General features: G+C 36.8%; 12 protein-coding genes. 8 read left to right on the top strand and 4 right to left on the bottom strand.

Annotated features, from left to right (window positions below):
- The first annotated feature begins 29 nt into the window (after nt 1-29).
- Together GJU43_RS19975 and GJU43_RS19970 are read left to right on the top strand one after the other, a co-directional pair.
- A complete protein-coding gene (locus tag GJU43_RS19975; protein ID WP_154343290.1) occupies nt 30-728 on the top strand; it encodes a phosphonatase-like hydrolase in 699 nt (232 codons plus the stop codon).
- 183 nt (nt 729-911) lie between these two features.
- The gene (locus tag GJU43_RS19970) at nt 912-2,597 is read left to right on the top strand and encodes a DUF4983 domain-containing protein (RefSeq protein ID WP_154343289.1); all 1,686 of its coding nucleotides are present in this window, start codon (nt 912-914) and stop codon (nt 2,595-2,597) included.
- 408 nt (nt 2,598-3,005) lie between these two features.
- On the opposite strand, the gene GJU43_RS19965 is transcribed toward GJU43_RS19970, so the two are convergent.
- Both GJU43_RS19965 and GJU43_RS19960 read right to left on the bottom strand, forming a co-directional pair.
- On the bottom strand, nt 3,006-3,590 hold the full coding sequence (locus tag GJU43_RS19965; protein WP_154343288.1) for a helix-turn-helix domain-containing protein: 585 nt from the start codon (nt 3,588-3,590) through the stop codon (nt 3,006-3,008).
- Between the two features lie 163 nt (nt 3,591-3,753).
- Complete coding sequence (locus GJU43_RS19960) at nt 3,754-5,055, bottom strand: hypothetical protein (RefSeq protein ID WP_154343287.1); 1,302 nt, start codon at nt 5,053-5,055, stop codon at nt 3,754-3,756.
- A 477-nt stretch (nt 5,056-5,532) separates the two neighbouring features.
- Between GJU43_RS19960 and ppk1 the strand changes: the two genes are divergently transcribed.
- From ppk1 to GJU43_RS19945, 3 genes are all read left to right on the top strand, one after another.
- Entirely contained in the window at nt 5,533-7,557 is a 2,025-nt protein-coding gene (ppk1, locus tag GJU43_RS19955; RefSeq protein WP_154343286.1) for a polyphosphate kinase 1, read from the top strand.
- A 622-nt stretch (nt 7,558-8,179) separates the two neighbouring features.
- Entirely contained in the window at nt 8,180-9,943 is a 1,764-nt protein-coding gene (locus GJU43_RS19950) for an Ig-like domain-containing protein (protein WP_154343285.1), read from the top strand.
- A gap of 77 nt (nt 9,944-10,020) precedes the next feature.
- Nucleotides 10,021-12,039, top strand: a complete 2,019-nt coding sequence (locus GJU43_RS19945; protein WP_154343284.1) for an OmpA family protein — start codon at nt 10,021-10,023, stop codon at nt 12,037-12,039.
- A 344-nt stretch (nt 12,040-12,383) separates the two neighbouring features.
- On the opposite strand, the gene GJU43_RS19940 is transcribed toward GJU43_RS19945, so the two are convergent.
- Nucleotides 12,384-13,676, bottom strand: coding sequence for a DASH family cryptochrome (locus tag GJU43_RS19940; protein ID WP_154343283.1), 1,293 nt, complete (start codon nt 13,674-13,676; stop codon nt 12,384-12,386).
- Between the two features lie 458 nt (nt 13,677-14,134).
- The gene (locus GJU43_RS19935) at nt 14,135-14,908 is read right to left on the bottom strand and encodes a polysaccharide lyase (protein WP_154343282.1); all 774 of its coding nucleotides are present in this window, start codon (nt 14,906-14,908) and stop codon (nt 14,135-14,137) included.
- A gap of 502 nt (nt 14,909-15,410) precedes the next feature.
- Here GJU43_RS19935 and GJU43_RS22865 point away from each other — a divergent pair.
- From GJU43_RS22865 to GJU43_RS19925, 3 genes are all read left to right on the top strand, one after another.
- Complete coding sequence (locus GJU43_RS22865; RefSeq protein WP_195760074.1) at nt 15,411-15,578, top strand: hypothetical protein; 168 nt, start codon at nt 15,411-15,413, stop codon at nt 15,576-15,578.
- A 175-nt stretch (nt 15,579-15,753) separates the two neighbouring features.
- A complete protein-coding gene (locus tag GJU43_RS19930) occupies nt 15,754-16,266 on the top strand; it encodes a PRC-barrel domain-containing protein (RefSeq protein WP_154343281.1) in 513 nt (170 codons plus the stop codon).
- A gap of 271 nt (nt 16,267-16,537) precedes the next feature.
- Nucleotides 16,538-17,119, top strand: coding sequence for a TetR/AcrR family transcriptional regulator (locus tag GJU43_RS19925; protein WP_154343280.1), 582 nt, complete (start codon nt 16,538-16,540; stop codon nt 17,117-17,119).
- Nucleotides 17,120-17,144: the final 25 nt, after the last annotated feature.

The raw sequence follows: 17,144 nt of genomic DNA, 5'->3' as shown, positions 1-17,144 counted from the left end.
TTAGCATGTTTATAAAAAATATACACGAAATGAAAATTAATGAAATGGAGATGGTCGTTTTTGATATGGCCGGAACAACAATCAATGAACAGAATATAGTTTATAAAACTTTACACAAGGCAATTAATCATTTTGGAATTGAGGTTTCTCTCGAAAGCGTGCTTTCCCTGGGAGCCGGGAAAGAAAAGCACCAGGCCATAAAAGATATCTTAAAAGAGCTAAATAGTACTGACGATGAAAAATCATATCAAATATTTGAATATTTCAAAGAAATACTGGATCAGGAATATTTGACGGCAAGGGTTTTACCCATTGAAGGTGTAGAAGAAGTGTTGGAAAACCTTAAAAAAGAGGGTGTAAAAATAGTTTTAAATACAGGATATAGCAGTCATGTTGCCAATACGTTATTAGAAAAATTAAACTGGAAAAAAAATACGCATTACGACGCTTTAATTACGGCTGATGATGTAGTATTAGGACGTCCGTTTCCGGATATGATACATAAGGCCATGCAATTATTTTCAATTGAAGACGCCACAAAAGTTTTAAAAGCAGGCGATTCCGCTATAGATATTGAGGAAGGCAAGAATGCCAAATGCGGGCTTACGATTGGCGTTTTATCGGGCGCACAGACCAGAGAACAGCTGGAGGAGGCAAAACCGGATTACATCTTAGATTCTCTGGCTTCCTTATACAGCATTGAAAATCTTGCCACAGCTTCGAAATAAAAAAGTTCGCCACGAATTCCACGAATTTTCCCGAATTTCTTTAAGTGAATCAATAGAAAAATAATTTGTCAAAATTCGTGGCGAAAAATGTAAACATTAAAGAATAAAAAAACTAGTTAAAATAAAATCCCTGCAGGACATAATTTCACAAGTAAACTTATAGTAACCCATAAATTCAATTCAATGAAAAAGATTTTTAGATTAAGTTACGTTACAATGCTGGCAAGTGTACTTTTAGTCGCTTCCTGTACCAACGATACTGCGCCTGCGAGCGATGAAAATGCAGTAAAAGCAGTTGGAAATTCGAAAACCGGTAAATCTGCGCTGGCAAATTCGGGTACCAAAAAATTATTGATTATAGGTATTGACGGCTGCCGTGGCGATGTTTTGATGGGCGCCAATACACCGAATGTTCATGGTTTGCTTTCTAATGCTGTTTACAGTTTAGATGCCTTAACCGAAGCACCAACCTGGAGTGGCAATGGCTGGTCGACGATGCTGAGCGGTGTTACACATTTAAAACACGGAGTAACAGACAATTCATTTTCAAGTCCGAACTTCGGAACATATCCCAGTTTTTTAAAGCGTCTTGAGACCTATAATACCGCTTTAAAAACAATGTCGATCGTACACTGGGCGCCCATTAACACCTATATTGTGGATGGCATTGATGTAGAAAAGACATTGACAACAGACGCAGCGGTTAAAAATGAAGTAGTTGCGGCACTAACAAACGACAATCCGGATGCTTTATTCCTGCATTTTGATGATGTAGATCACGCCGGGCACAGTTACGGATTTTCAATCAATGTTCCGCAATATAAAGCTGCTGTTGAAACTACAGATGTTTATATAGGAGAAATTTTGACAGCATTAAAAAACAGACCTGATTATGCCAATGAAGACTGGCTGGTTATCGTTGCACCGGATCATGGCGGAATAGTAACAGGTTCTACCGGATCTCACGGCGGATCATCGTATGAAGAAAGAAATATTTTTACTATTTATAATAATAAGAATTTCACTTCGTCTAAAATTGAAAAACCAGTTGATCCGACCACCACAATTACAGGTAAATTCGCCAATTTTAATTCGAACAGCATTTATGCTTCCACAACCAATACGCTCTATAATTTTGGAACTTCAAGTTTTACGGTGGAGTGCAGGGTAAAAACCTCAGGTTATTCAAGCGACCCATCCTTAGTTTCAAATAAAAATTGGGTGAGTGGTAAAAATCGCGGTTTTGTGATTTGCGCAAATACCGGAGGAACATGGAAAGTAAATATCGGAGATACCCAAAATCGTGTCGATATTTCGGGAGGTACCATCAATGACGGAAAATGGCATCACTTAACATTAGTGGTTGACCGTACAGCCAAATTGGTAAAAACCTATCAGGACGGGGCTTTTGTAGGACAAGCGGCTATCGTTAGCAGTTTTGGAAGCTTAACTTCCGGATTGCCGTTTGCTGTGGGACAAGACGGAACTTTGACTTATGGTGCAAATGTAAACGGAAATATTGCTGAAGTCCGCGTTTGGAATAAAGCCTTATCAGAAGCTTCGATTCTTAACTACACTTGTTCAGCGGTGACAGCTTCTCATCCTGATTACTCCAATCTGATTGGGTATTGGAAAGGCGATAACGGATCAGGTAACAGCTTTACAGATTCGAGTTCAAAACAAGTTACGCTCGCTTTTCCTAACACGCCATCCTGGACAACGAGTACAGCGACTTTAAAATGCGGAACGGCTAACGGAGTTGTTCCAAAAATGGTAGATATCGCTTATTCCTCTCTGCAATGGTTTGGTGTTTCCATTAATTCAGGCTGGTCACTGGACGGACGTTCCTGGCTTCCGGCAGGGAATTAAAATATTTAGAATGTGTTTATTGTTTTTTTTTTGAAAGGTTATCTTCATTTTGGAGGTAACCTTTTTTTAATACGGCTTATTTAAGAGTATACCTATTTAACCGCAAAGAGCGCAAGTTTTCTTTTTACTGTGTTGAAATAATCTCGCAAAGGGCAAGGGCGCAAAGTTTATATTATTGATTACTTACTTTTAGGGAAGTTAATTCTAAAATAAGAACATAAAGCTTAAAAAACTTTGCGGCTTCGCGACTTTGCGAGATTAAAACATTACAACCTATAAATTAACTTTGCAAACATGGGAGAACGCTCTGAAATAAAACGCAAAGTTCGCAAAGTTTTGTTTATAAACTTTGCGAACTTTACGCAGCTCTTAGTCTTCTTTACGTTTAAATATTATACTTCGAAAATGTTAACCATTACTTTCAGAATAGAAGTAGAGCACCAGCATAACGCAGTTCTCCTTAGTTCTGTTTTCAGGTACATGCGGAAGTCTGCCGTTAAAGCATATCGAATCGCCTTCATTGACAAGAACTTCAACATCATCAATAATGTAGGTTACGCTTCCTTTTATAATATATTTGAATTCCCAGGCATCGGTGATTACTTTATCACGCTTACTGTCAGGTTCCACTTCAAGAATTACCGCTTCAAAACCGATAGAATTGATACTTTTGCTGAAGATGTGGTAGTAGTTAAAACCTTTTGTTTCTGAGCGGTCTTCTTTTTCGATTTTTTGGTAATCTTCTTTTTTTATATGAATAAACTTGGCATTTTTTATGTTTTTGACTCCTTCAAAAAAATAGGTTACATCTGTGTCCAAAGAGTGAATAAGTTCAATCAGAACAGGGAGGGAAGGAATGGTTCTGCCGTTTTCAATTCTTGAAATCAGGCCGTTGCTGACCCCGGCTCTATTGGCTACTTCGTGTATCGTTAAGGCATTTTTCTTTCTAATTTCTTTTAATCTTTTTCCAATACCAATTAAAAAATCTTCCATAATGTTACAATCACTTTAAAGGGTAAATATAATAATATTAACTTCCATGCACATGCTGATCTACAAATTAAAAGTGAAGATGCTGGTTAAAAAAAAAAGGATATGCAAACAAGAATAGAAGGCAGCTTTCTTCCTGTTTGCATATCCGGATTAATAATACAGTTTACAGAACACTAATTTTCACCGAACTGGCTTTATCATTAAAATTTCCAAGACAGCTGTTATTGGCTGTTAGTACAACAGCTTCTCCTCCAAAATTATCGTTCTGATACAGGGTAATTTTGTATCCGTTTTCTAAGCGAACAGAAGACAAATCATCATTTACAACACCATACGATTTTAGCTGAGCCAGGGTATAGTTACCAACAGGCAAAGCAATCGCATAACCGGTATAATTGCAATTTTGGTAAACCGTTACGATTCCTCCGGCTGCCGCATTGTATTTATTATCACTATAAGTACGGGAAAAATTGCCTACACCATCAAAATAATTATCGGCTAGCTTGGCAGGATCGGTTGCAAATTCCCCGCCTTGTACAATTGCATCATTTCCGTCATTCCATGCCCACGGAGCATTGGCACCACCGGTTTTAAAATCATTTCCTGTAAATCCGCCTGCAGGACTCGAAAACAATTGGGTATTGAATCGTTGGTCCCATAATCCTCCGCTTTCAAAAATATCAACCAGTTTGTACTCTACATAATTATCATAATTATCAGCTGGTATTTGTGCCACGCCACTCGCAGAAGGGTAGTAAATAATTCCGTCCCCGTCTATATCGTGCTGTGGCCAGGCTTTAAGGCTGTGTCCCTTAGAATCCTGTGCTGTAACAGGGTGCAGCTCTCCGTTATAGTCTCTCATTTGTAAAGTTCCGTCAACGCTCTCTAGTCCGCTTACATAAGAACTGCCGGATGGAACATAAGAGAAAAAGTCGGAATGGCTTACGGTAACAGCTCCTTTTAAGGCACCATAAGCAGAACCATCTTTTTCCACAATCATTAATACACCTTCTAAATCATTTTCATGCTGGTCTAATTGGTATAAAAGTGGATTATCTGTCCAGTCTCGTGGAGAAAAGAAAGCATACGTAATAAACCAGTGCGTATTTGATTCTACTACGGAATAGTAACAATGTGCTGCTAAAGAATTGGCATAAGCAGGAAGATTGTTCCAGTTATTATTCCCATCCCAGTCATTGTCATAGTTAATGGCCGTAATGTAATCTGATTTTCCGCCTTCGGCATAAGTTCCTGTGGCATCAACGTCCCGGTAATGAATAGGCGCCCATCTTCTTGCCAGACCAGAACTTGCCGCCGCAGTCATTTTTTTGAAATTTTGCTGTTTTTTTACCGTAGCAGTAGTTTCTGCTTCCTCTAATGTCGTGTCCTGACATGAGAATGTAAGGGCCGATACCATCATAATTAAGGCTGTAGTTAAAACCTTTCTTCGATTCTGTTTTTTCATAATTTTAGTTTTAATTGTTTGTAACATATTTAAATTCATTGATTTTGATAAAAGATTGAATAGCGTAACCATTGAAAAATCAGCAACAGCAGCAGCCTTTATTTCCGAAACTTTCCTGATTAAACAAATCTGTTTTGAATTATAATTCTTACTACTTACAGGTACGTTAAAAGAGAAATCGTACTATCTGACCGGTATTATAATACCGTTACTAAAAAGTTAACAGGATTAGGACTATATTTTGTTTGGTAAGTCAGTTAAAAAGAGGATGTGCAAGAAGGACCTACAGCAGTTAAAAGGGCAGGTTTACCTAAATTATAGGAGGGGTATTACGGGCAGTAAGATATGTTACCAATAAATTAAATTATGGTTAACTGGCTGTACAGGTTATATTTTAATATAATTAATTCTCAAATTTACAGCCATGTTAATAAACCATAAACCAATTTATTCGCTCTTAAAAGTATCTTAGTAAACGTGCAAAACCATCTTATACCTTCAGAAATCTCTTGGCTTTCTTTCAATAACTGCATTTTAGAGGAAGCTGCTGATTCCAATAATTCTTTATATGAAAGAATTAAGTTTTTAGCCATTCATTCTTCTAATTTAGATGAATTTTTCAGGGTTAAAATCAGGAAACTGCTGATCCGGAAATCAAAGAAAAACAAAGAGCTTCTGGATAAAATTCTTACTGAGGTAAACCTTCAGCAAAACAGATTCGGAGCAATCTGGAGTACTTCTATATTGAATGAACTGGCAGCCAATGATATTGTGTATTATGAAAAACAGGAGATGGCAGCAGAACATCTTCGTGAAATAGAGTACTATTTTAAAAGTATAATTTTGTCGTACATTCAGGTGATTTATATTTCAGTAAACCAGCCTAAAACCTATTTCTTAAACAATCGCAGCTTATACTTTCTGGTAAAGTTAAAAGATAGCGCGGGCAACTTTAATTATGCGTACCTGAATATTCCTTCAGATAAACTCGATCGATATAAACAATTACAGCCTCAGGGAGATAAAAATTATATTATTTCTATTGATACGATTATTAAGAATTGTTTATCCTTTATATTTCCTGCCGGAAAAGTGGTATCCTGTTATGCGATAAAGCTCAACAGAGATGAAAATTACCTGATCGAGGATGAGAACTCAGGAGATTTGATAGCGAAAATTGAAGCAAAAATTGAAGAGCGTAAACGGGGTTCCTCGACAAGATTCCTGTACGATTCTGCTATGGATACAGATACAATTTTGGTTTGTAAAAAAGCTTTCCGACTTAAAAAAGAGGAAATGATTAAAGGCGGAAGCCATCATAATTTGTACGATTTGTTTAAATTTCCAAACCCGGTTAAGCCAAATCTTCAGGGGGCCAGTTATCCCGGTCTCAAACATCTGCCTTTTGAATGCAGCAAGTCCGTTTTTGAAGTTATTGACAGACAAAATCAATTGCTTCATTTTCCCTATCAGTCGTATTATTATGTACTTCAGTTTTTTAATCAGGCAGCCATTAACAGAAATGTTCTCGAGATAAAAATTACGTTATACCGCATTTCATCGCAATCATTAATTGCAAATGCTTTGATAAGTGCTGCAAAAAATGGTAAAAAAGTAACTGTTTTTGTAGAGGTAAAAGCACGTTTTGATGAATACAATAATTTATTCTGGTCCCGTGAAATGAAAAATGCCGGTATAAAAATCATTCAGAGCATGCCGAATTTAAAGGTGCATGCTAAAGTGGCCATGGTGACAATGAAAGACAAATACGGAAATAAGAAACACTATAATTATTTATCAACCGGAAATTTTAATGAAAGTACGGCAAATGTTTATGCTGATTTTGGATTTTTCACCTCGGAAAAAAAATATACCGATGATTTAAAGAAAGTTTTTGCATTTTTAAAAACCAGAAAAAAAGCAGAAGCCCCAAAACACATTCTGGCAGCAGGTTTTAATATGAAAGACAAGCTATTAGAATTAATAGATCACGAAATAGAAAATAAAAAAGCGGGCAAAGAAGGAGCTGTATTTTTAAAAGTAAACGGACTTGATGAGAAAGATATTATCGATAAACTTATTGAAGCGGGCAGGGCAGGTGTTGACGTAACATTGATCGTACGCGGAATCTGCACCTTATTGCCGGGAATTGAGGGTGTAAGCGAGAATATAAAAATCTACCGGATTGTAGACCTGTTTTTAGAGCATTCGAGAATATACAAATTCGCTAATAACGGTCAGGAAAAAATCTATTTGTCATCTGCAGATATGTTAAGCCGAAATTTAAACAGAAGAATAGAAGTTGCTTTTCCCTTGTATGTCGAAAAACACATTGCAGAAATCAATGCCATTATTCAGATGCAGCTGGAAGACAATACAAAAAGGAGAATCATAAACCATGAAGGAAGGAATGAATTGGACGTTCCCGATACAAATACGGCGCGACGTGCACAGACTGAAATTTACAGCTGGATCGCCGAAAACAATACAGTAGTACCTTAAATTAAGCTTTCCAAAAAGGCTGAACACCATTTCCAGGTGTTTATTTTTATAAATTTATGTGTTGTCGAAAATTTTAAAGGCATCACATTCTTTCTGTCAGATTCATACAAATCGTTATTTCTTTTGTCAATAAAGAACTAAAATGGTTGTACTTGAATTAATTCAATTTTGATGAAAAAGAATTCCTGTCTTTTTCAAAACCACTTTAATTACCACTTATTCCTGACTCACTTCAGTTGTTACTTATCGCTTTAGGGACTGAAAAGAATGGCCTTAATTTGCCTGATAGTGATAAAGAGTATTGCTTTTAATTTTAAAGACGTGTATTAGTTATCTATAAGCTGTAGACCGGTAGTTTTAAACAGCTGTTTCTCACCTCTCAGATTTTTAATAACGACAGCAATTGAAACATTAAGTCAGAATTGCCTGATCATTTTGATTTCAATATTTTCAATTCAGCTTAGAGCGCGTCAATGCACTATTTACAAATATTCCCTAAAAGCGCTGCTTAAATCAAAAACAATGTTAATAATGTAAACATAAAAGAGAATTGTATAATTTTTAAGCACCATTCGACCTCACCTTTACCTCGTCAAATAATTCAAATCTTAAACAAAACAAAATGAAAATTAAAAATTTACTCTTAACCTTTGCCATATTATGTATCGCACTAATTAGTGGATGTGAAAATGATGATTTCAAAGAGGTCGCAGGAGTATGTCCTGTTATCGAGTCGACAACACCTTTGAGTAATGCATTAAATATCCCATTGGGACAAGTTATTTCAGCAACATTCAACGAAGAAATGGATCCGGGTTCTATTACTTCGACTTCGTTTATTGTCACCGGAACTTCACCTGTTGCAGGAACAATTACATATTCAGGAAGAACAGCTTCATTCACGCCTCAAACTTTGCTGGCGGAGAATACAACATATACGGCAAAAATCACAACGAAAGCAAAAGACGTAAAGGGTAATTTTTTACAGCTTGAATATGTATGGGTATTTTCTACGGGAACACTTTTAAGACCTGTAGTTACTGCCGCAGATCCTGTAAACAATGCCACAGGGGTAGCATTAAATAAAACAATTTCGGCAACATTCAATATGCCTATGAATCCGGCTACATTAAATGGTAACACTTTTAAAGTAAGTCAGGGAGTTAATACCGTAGCAGGAACCATATCATATACAGGATCAACAGTATCTTTTATTCCAGCAAGTCCTTTATTAACTAATAAAATTTATACCGTAACGATCACCACTGGCGCCAAAAATTCATTGGATACCGCAATGGCAGCAGATTATACCTGGAGTTTTACCACAGATAAGGTACCTACAGTTACTGCGACAGATCCTTTAAATAATGCTATGAATGTAGCACTAAATCAAACAGTAACGGCAGATTTTAGTATGATAATGGACGCAGCATCCATTACTACGGCGACATTTACCTTAAAGCAGGGAGCAGCAACAGTGGCCGGTACAGTTTCTTACTCAGGCACTACGGCTTCGTTTAATCCAACAAATTTACTGGTATTAGGAAAAGTTTACACAGCCACAATAACAAATGGGGCAAAAAGTGCGTCGGGAACTCCATTAGCGAGTGATTATGTTTGGAACTTTACGACTATATTTCTTCCTCCTCCACCTTTAATTGTAGATCTTGGTACTGCTGCCATGTTTGGAGCATTCGGTGGAAACGCCGGAATTACCAACGAAGGGTTAAATACAGTAATTAATAATGGAAGTTTAGGAACAACTTCGGCCTCAACCCTGGTTACAGGATTTCATGATGGTCTTATTGTGTACACCGAGACTCCTCTAAATGTAGGAAATGTTACGGGTGATATATTTACTGCACCGCCAGCTCCGGGAACAGCCACTTCATTAGCAATTGCACAAAAAGGATTATTGGATGCAAATGCAGCATATTTAAGTATTTCGCCGGCAGCGAAACCAGGTGGTTCAGATCCGAATGCCGGGGAATTAGGCGGACTTACCTTAGCTCCGGGAGTTTATAAATCAGCAAGTGGTACTTTCAAAATAAGCAATGGTAACCTGACGCTTGATGCAAAGGGTGATCCAAATGCGACATGGATTTTTCAAACGGCTTCAGGACTTACCGTTGGAATTGCAGGTCCTACAGGTGCCAAAAGTGTCATAATGATAAATGGCGGACTGCCTAAAAACGTTTTTTGGTATGTAGGTAGTGCGGCTACCATTAACAGCGCCGGAGGCGGGACTATGGTTGGAACTATAATTGCAAAATCGGGTGTTACTTTTTCTACAGCCGGCAATGCAAATCAAACAGTACTGAACGGGCGTGCGATATCTTTAATCGCATCTGTAACGATGGTAAATACAACCATTAATGTCCCATAATCAGCATTTATTAAATATAGATCCCGTCTTCGGATGGGATTATTCCTCCATAAAAAATAATAACTAAATACGCGTAAATGAAAATTAACATTAGTTTTAAAACAAATATAAGCATAAAGAAAATTTTACATAAAACTGTGTTAAACAGGTTTGTAATTTTTATTTTGATCTGCTTAGGTACCCAGACAGCGCTTCAGGCACAGGAAGTTTTTTATACAAGACCTACCTGGTTCTTTGGTGTAGCAGGTGCTACCAACTATAATTTTTACCGTGGTTCAACACAGCAGCTTAATTCTGGTCTGACTCCTCCGGTTACTTTTCATAACGGAGAAGGTGCAGGTCTTTATCTGGCACCGCTTGTTGAATTTCATAAACCTGATACAAGATTGGGTTTCATGTTTCAGGCAGGATACGACAGCCGAAAAGGTTCTTTCGATCAAAAAAAGACTGCATGCAACTGCCCTGCAGACTTATCTACAGGCTTAAGTTATATTACGGTTGAACCAAGCATTCGTTTTGCGCCCTTTAAATCTAATTTTTATTTGTACGGAGGGCCCCGTTTAGCTTTCAATATAGATAAATCATTTAAGTATTCATTAGGAACGAATCCCTCTTATCCGGAACAAGAGGCATCGCCTGCCGTAAGAGGTGATTTTGATGCGATGAAGGAAGTCCTGATTTCAATGCAGGTAGGAGCAGGTTACGATATTCCGTTATCCTCACAAAATCATAAAACACAATTTCTTTTGTCTCCTTTTATAAATTTCCAGCCTTATTTTGGGCAGCATCCCCGTACTGTTGAGACCTGGAGCATCACAACTCTTAGAGTGGGTATGGCCCTTAAGTTTGGACAAGGAAGTGGAATTGAACCGACTGCCGTGGCAGAATCGAAGGTACAATTTTCTGTAAATGCACCTAAAAATATACCGGGAGAACGTAATGTACGGGAAGTATTTCCTTTACGAAATTATGTTTTTTTTGATCTGGAATCCAATAAAATACCAAGCCGTTATAAGGCATTGAAAAAAGAGGATGTACAAAATTTCAATGAAGATCAGATTGGAATTACAGCCAGTGTAAATTCATCAGGACGTTCTGCACGACAAATGGCGGTTTATTATAATGTAATTAATATTCTTGGAAGCAGAATGGTTAAAAATCCGGCTTCCACTGTCACACTTGTTGGTTCTTCTGAAAAAGGATCCGATGATGGTGTAGCTATGGCTGAAGCTATTAAAACGTATTTAGTTACTGTATTTGAAATAAACGCCGGAAGAATAAGTACTAAAGGACAGCTAAAACCAGCTATTCCATCAGAACAGCCCGGTGCAACAAAAGAACTGGTACTGCTTCGCGAGGGAGATCGCAGGGTTTCTATTGAAAGTAATTCACCTCAATTACTAATGGAATTTCAGGCGGGTCCGGATGCACCATTAAAACCATTAGAACTTGTTACAATTCAGGAAGCACCTATTGACAGTTACATTACTGTTGATGCAGTTGGTGCAGGGCAGGTATATTCGTCATGGTCTTTAGAAACAACAGATCCGGATGGTAAAGTAAAAGCTTTCGGACCTTATACTAAAGAAAAGGTAAGCATTCCGGGTAAAAGCATTATGGGAACCCGTTCTGAGGGTGATTATAAAGTAAAAATGATTGGTAAAACCAAAAGCGGAGGTATTGAAGAAAAAGTAACCACTTCGCATATGGTATTATGGACACCTGCTAAAACAGAAGAAGGTCTTCGGTACAGTATTATTTTTGAATTTAATAAATCAAAGGCAATTGCCATGTATCAGAAATATTTAACAGATGTGGTAACACCTAAAATACCTAAAAATGCGGTAGTTATTATTCATGGTCACACTGATATTATTGGCGAGGAATCTTATAATCTGAATTTATCTTTAGAAAGAGCCAATGAAGTGAAGGGTATTATCGAAAACACATTGTCAAATTCAGGCAGAAAAGATGTAAAATTCGAAGTGCACGGTTTTGGAGAAGACGAAAACATGGCTGCTTTTGAAAATAAACTTCCGGAAGAACGTTTTTACAACCGTACAGTAATCATTGACATTATTCCCGCTTCAAAATAAAAAATCTAATTTCAAAAAATCATTTTTGTTTCACAACAGAATAGCAGGATATTATTACCATAATTATTTACGGTACAAAATACAATCAGCAAGATTATACGGAAGCATAAATGGAAGATTATGTTTTTATGGACGGCCCGTCTTATACACCTGTATAAGGCGGGTTTTTTTTGGCCTAAAATTCAAACCGGGAGAATCTTGTATTGGCTGTTTTTAGTAAATCAAAAAGTAGTCTAATAAGGACCAGCGCAATAGACTCAGTTGGTTTTTCACAAATGTAGTACCGATCAGTTCTGCTTTCTCAAATGATTATTCCAGACCCAGTACTTAGAAAATTGGATGTACTACTCTTTTAACCATAAATTTCTAAACGTTTTATTTTTATCGTAATCTGCTGCCTGCTTTTCGATATTAAAATAACGATTGCCTCTCGGATCATTCCCTACGCCGGCTAAATAAGCCCAGTTACCCCAGTTGCTGCACACATCATAATCTATAAGCTGCTGTTCGAAGTAAGCGGCACCATAGCGCCAGTCCAGTGCCAGATCGTTGCATAAGTAGCTTGCCGCATTCTGCCGGCCGCGATTGCTCATAAAACCAGTCAGTTTGAGTTCGGTCATGTTGGCATCAATAAAAGCGACTCCGGTTTTTCCGTCAATCCATTTTTGGAGCTGCTCAGAATCAATTGTTTTTGATGCGGCAGCGGTATTCTTAATGCCGTTTTTCTGGAAAAAACTGTTGTGATACTTCTTCATCATAAACCTAAAGTAATCGCGCCAGAGCAATTCAAATACAAGCCAATAGGTAGACTCATTGGCATTGTAAAGGGATTCATATTTTTTAAGTTCCCCGTAAATAAACCTTGGTGAAATACAGCCCAGGGCAAGCCAGGCAGAAAATCGGGAAGAATAATCAGAACCTGTCATACCGTTTCGGGTCTGTTTATAGGTTGAAATTAATTGGGATTCAAAAAAATAATAATGCAGTCTCTTTAATGCCTCCGATTCTCCTCCAATATACTGAATACCGGCTCTTGGGTCCATACTTCTTTTCTCTAAACCAAGTTGCTGCAGCGTGGGCAGATCAGGTTCAGGAATTTGAGGCGACCTGATGCTTGCAGGTTTTTCAAAGGCTGGCCGTATGGCGGAATCTTTCTCTACTTTTTTTCTGAAATCAGTAAATACATCCGGTATATCTTTTATAGAAAAAGGCAAATCTTCGGCATGGTACAGAGTACTGGTGCTGAAGGTTAAAATTTCACACTGAAGTTTCCAAAGCTCAGACTGCACCAGATTTTCAGTTTGTTTTTCTTCAAAAGCGACCTCCCGTTTGGCGTACACTTTATTAACTTTATATTGCCTTACAATTTTTGGAATTTCAATTTCTGGCTTTCCTTTTAAAACAAGCAGGCCTGATCCTAGTGCTCTTAAACTGGTATCGAGATCAAGTAAGGATTCTATAAGAAACTGGCCCCTGAAATCGCCTGTTTTTTTAAATCCATAGGCTGTCGTTGCAAAATGTGAATCGTCGAAACAATAAACAGGAATAATAATTTCATTTTGTGAAATTGCTTTTAATAATGCTTCATTATCCGTTATTCGTAAATCTGTTTTAAACCAAACTATTGCTGCTTTCATGAGGTATTTCTATCTTTTAGGTACTAATTATGCTGTCCATCCCTATTCATGAAAGGCAATGGTATCAGGTTTACTACAATTGACCTCATGATGTATTGTTTAACTTTAATGTAAAATTGTTAAACAAAAGTACGCATTTTTTATATTAATTGCTGATTTAAAACTTTAAAATGCTGTTGTGGTACAGATCGATTACCAGTGCTTTTGTGTGATAAATTTATTTTTAATAAGGTCTAAATCCCAAAATATAAATCCCAAAATATAAATCCCAAATCCCAAATTCCAAATTTGAAGTTTGGGATTTGGGATTTGGAATTTGGAATTTTGTGTTTATGCTAATACGGAGATTAAATAGAAATTACGCAATTTCGATGGCTATTACGATACACAAGGTATAAACAACATCGAAATGGTACTTTTTATTTATGACTGCCAAATTGTTTTACAGCAAAGTGATGCTATTGTGCATCCCAGGAGGCACTAGGGTAATAAATAGAACTTGTTACCGGAGCTGTCCAGTAGTCCTGACTGCCACCACGGAAGGTATGGAGACTTACTGCATTTACATTTCGTTTAGAATCGTTAGTCACCCAGCGAATGGTCTGATTTAATATCTCTGTACCGTTTACGTAATATTTGACATATCCGTTAGTACTTGACCCGGTATTTAACTTAACAGATATCTGACAGTTGTAAGTTACGCCTTCCTGTATGTAGTATTTTTTTCCAAAATCATTACCAAATTGTCCGGGCTGATCTTTATAGTAAACGTAAGGCTGGAGATAAGCTCCGCTTCCTTTAGCCGTGTTGGATCCATTCGGACAATACCACATAAATCGTGCACTACCGCCATTGCCATCCCATCCCGGGTCACCACCGGTATTCTGGTCACCAATTAGTATACCATAGCCGCATTTACCGCCTCTGCTCCAGTAAAATCCGGAATTAAATTTCATCGTGAACCAAACGGTGTAAACGCCCGTTGACCAAACGCCATAGGAGGTACACAAACCACCGGGACACGATAAGGTATTGGTCTGCAGTGTAATCGTTCTGGCCCCGGCACCACCACCAGCCAAAGCGGCATTGGCAGAGACAGCTTCTTTTTTAGCACTTTGCGACACATTTTTGCCGGCGCTTTCCGGAACATTTAAATCCTGATCCTTTTCACAGGAATTAAATACTAAAGCTGTCATAAATAACAAACTGGTTAATTTTAGGAATTTTTTCATTTTTAAAATTTTAAGGTTAGTAATAATTAATTATTGGTTAGTAAATAATAGATAGTAATTTATAATGATTTGATAATGAATGAGAAGGGTTTTCTGTTTCTCAAAAATCACTAGTAATGCCATTCGTAATTAACCCTGCAAAGTTGATTAATAACAATTTGCGAGGGGAGTAAAAAAGTACGTTTTTAGGTACAAAAAAATTCTGTCTATTTGTTTTAGGTATGTTTTTTAGACGTAAACAAGAGTAGTATCAAAAAAAAACGCAAAATACAGCGTATTCAAATCATTAAGTATACAGTACCTTAATTAAGGTGACGGCACTTGTCAGTGTTGCTCAAACCACTTATCAGGGAAGAGTAATTTCAAATAAGATATTTTTAATATCAGTCTTAGTCTGCTGGGAATTGTATAACTTCTTGCTGAAATTAAATACTTTTTTAGCCTAAACCCGGTTGTACCTTAGTGTCACGTTAAAATATTTTATAATCAAAAAAAATAAGTTATGGCAGAGATCAAAATTGAGAAAAAGAAGCCGATATGGCCATGGATTATAGTAGTGCTAATAATCGCAGCACTTTTATACTTCCTGTTTTTAAAAAATAATGAGGCTACAAGTGTAAACAGCACAGAAATCGAAAACACGACAGGTAAAGATAGTATAGCACAGTAACCAGGAAGGAAGCAGGAAAGAAAGTATCTCTTTCGGTGTTATCGAAATTGAAAGGTTTCAGGACATGTCCTGGTACATTTTAAGGTGTAATAGAAGTAACGGCAAAATGCCTGCTACTGTTTTCTGCAATCAGACTGAGCAAAAAAAAGAATTTACAATACTAAAAAAAGAATTTATGGAAAATAAAGATAGAAATTTATACAGACTGGACGAACTTTCTGATTACAAAGTCGCTTCAAATTACTCTGACGTAAGAGGATGGAAAATAGTAGATGTTGACAACCGAACCATCGGTACAGTAGATAATCTTTGGGTAAATAAAGATATGCAGCGTGTGGTTTATCTGGATGTGAATGTAGATAAGGCATTAATTGAGGACAACCATAATGAGGTGCATGATGCCATAGCGAACGAAAATGCAAGGGAATTTATGTATAAAGACGGCGATAGCCATATTATCATTCCGATTGGATCTGTATCTATAAATAAAGACACGAAAATTGTCCTGGCCAACGGTATAGGGTATGATACGTTTAGAAACACCAGCCGCTATAACATTCAGCACAATTTTGACAGAAATTATGAAAAGAGAGTAATGAACGGATATTACCCTGAAAGTAATAGCAGTCATGGTTCTGATAGTGATGATGACACTTTTTACAACCGCAGGGAATTTGACAATCACTAAATACTATAGTGCTCAATGAAAGATTTTGCAGCAGTAAAGCGAAAAAGATCAAACGTTTAAAAATGTTTGATCTTTTTTTTTACCTGATACTGGTCTTGTTTTTCATTTGGTTTAAAAGAGTTGAAAATCTTGTTTTAGTGGCTATATTGATCACCTGATCATACATCATCTATAGTTACATTAAGCGATTTTATAGATAAATTAATTTTAAAGCTTGCAGGGAAACTATTTTTATATAATTTTGTATCAATCATTACAAAATAAATAATTCATGAGGGGACGGCCTACAATTTATGAGGATATTAATATTATCAAAAAAGCACAGGAAGTTTTTTGGCAAAAAGGGTATAGTGCTACATCGCTAACCGATCTTCAAAAAGCAACGGGAGCTGGTGCAGGAAGTTTCTATAATACTTTTAAAGGAGGAAAAAAGGAAGTTTTTCAAAAAGCGATTGAAGAAAGAAGAATAGCATTTACAGTCTTTAGAGATGAATTAAATAAGAGTGAATTCCCATTACAATTGATTAAGGATTTTTTTATAAGTATAGCTTCCACTGATGAAAAAGAGCACTTAAAAGGCTGCATTATTGCCAACACTGTGGTTGAAATGACTTTTATTGACGAAAAACTGGAAGCCAATGCGGTTCAAATTTTAAAAGATGTTGAGGAAATGTTTACGCAAGTCATAAAAGAAGAACAAACAAAGGGAACTTTAAAAACACAAACGTCACCTGAAATACTGGGTAAATATTTAATAACATTTTGGTGCGGACTCAATACTTTACGAAGAATGTATCCCGACAAAGACGTATTAAAAGATCAAATCGAAATGCAATTAGCTGTGATCAGCTAATTTTTTTGACTATTTATGTATTAAT

The organism is Flavobacterium sp. LC2016-23 (assembly GCF_009674775.1).
Lineage (GTDB): Bacteria > Bacteroidota > Bacteroidia > Flavobacteriales > Flavobacteriaceae > Flavobacterium.
Note: the sequence above shows the minus strand (reverse complement) of the source record. Positions and strands in the feature narration are given on the sequence as shown.